Origin of the sequence: Mesorhizobium sp. M7A.F.Ca.CA.002.04.1.1 (assembly GCF_004022805.1) — a bacterium.
GTDB classification, from domain to species: Bacteria; Pseudomonadota; Alphaproteobacteria; order Rhizobiales; family Rhizobiaceae; genus Mesorhizobium; species Mesorhizobium ciceri.
In genome coordinates this window covers 1-1,303 of record NZ_RZPL01001058.1, presented here as the reverse complement: position 1 = coordinate 1,303, position 1,303 = coordinate 1, and the positions used below count along the sequence as shown (strand labels likewise).

The following is a 1,303-nucleotide window of genomic DNA, read 5'->3' as shown; positions in this document are numbered from 1 at the left end:
GGCCACATCGACGCTTTCGTTCTGCTTGAGCAGCCCGTTGGGCGCCAGCCGGGCCATGCCGGCGGCGGACGCAACCTGATAGGAGCCGCCCACTGGCCCCTCATCCTCGTTGAGGTCGACGTCGCTTTCGTCATCGAGGCCCGACTTGCGCTTGATCTCGAACAGGGCCGTCTGGCGCACGCCGGGCAGGGCATCGCTGCCGGTGATGTGACCGCTATCGCCACCGAGCGAAGCCAGTTGTACCGGCTTGGCCGTGGAATCGGCCGAGGCAAGCGTGATGATCGGTTTTGCCGCTGCTGGCGTCGCTTTTGCCTGCGCCGGGGGCTGCTCGCCCGTCCGGGCGTTGCTGATGAGGGGGGCTGGTGTCGCCGAGGCTGGCGTTGCGCCAAACATCGAGGCGAGGAAGCCTTTCTTCTTTGGTGCTTCGGCCTGCGGCATCTCGCCAGCCGTCACATAGACCGGGTTGTTCATGGCCGGAGCGGCAGCGGGCTTCGGCGCCGCCACGTCGCCGTCGGCCGCGGCAATCTGCTGGGCTACCGCATCGGTCTGCTGCGCGGTCTGTGCCTGCTGCGTCAGCGACTGCGGCGTGTTTCCAACGATGGTTTCGGCGCCCGCCGGCATGGTCAGCGGAAAGGCAGCTCCCGGTTTGGACACAGGCACATAGGCGACCTTTTCAGGCAGCGCCGTGTCGCTTGCCGTCATCACGGTCGTCTGCTCCGTCGTGACATCAGACGAATCGGAGGCGGCGATCGCCTTGCCGCTGGAGGCCGCGTTTACGTCCGATGCGGTGGCATTGTAGCCGGGCATTCCGACCGACATTGCCGGGTCGCCAGCCGAAGTGCAGGAGGCCAGAAGCAAGGAGCAGAGCGCTGCCACAATGGCGCGGCGTTCTCCCTTTGCGAGGCTCCATCCTGCTGATTTCAAAGTCAAATTCCCCCTCGATGTCCGGTCGGCATATCTTGGCGCGGCATGCATGCGTCGCTGCCAAGGTGACCTTTGTCTCCGATCCGGAAACGAGACCTGTGTCAAATCCGCAAGCCTGGAAGTATTTTTGCAGTGATTGCCGAATTACGGCCGCTTGATGGTTGACGACACCATTTCGCCCGCTTTTGGCGGCCCGTCAACTCACCACACATTACAGTCCGTTACACACGGACCTTCACATAGGTGCCCGGAGCATCACCCAAAGTTTTCATATGCTTGCCCGGTTTGCGGGCAGGCACGCGGGTGTTGTCCTTGGCCTCTATCCAGCCTTGCCAGTGCGGCCACCAGGATCCTGGATGGTCGGTGGCATTGGCTATCC

The 1,303-nt window shown here is 63.4% G+C and carries 2 protein-coding genes; both read right to left on the bottom strand.

From position 1 onward, the window contains the following. On the bottom strand, nucleotides 1-930 hold a 930-nt coding region (locus ENZ75_RS32060; RefSeq protein ID WP_128278623.1), incomplete at its 3' end, for a YcbK family protein. A 215-nt stretch (nucleotides 931-1,145) separates the two neighbouring features. Then, nucleotides 1,146-1,303: alpha/beta hydrolase (locus ENZ75_RS35460; RefSeq protein ID WP_164888190.1), on the bottom strand; the 158-nt coding region annotated here is incomplete at its 5' end.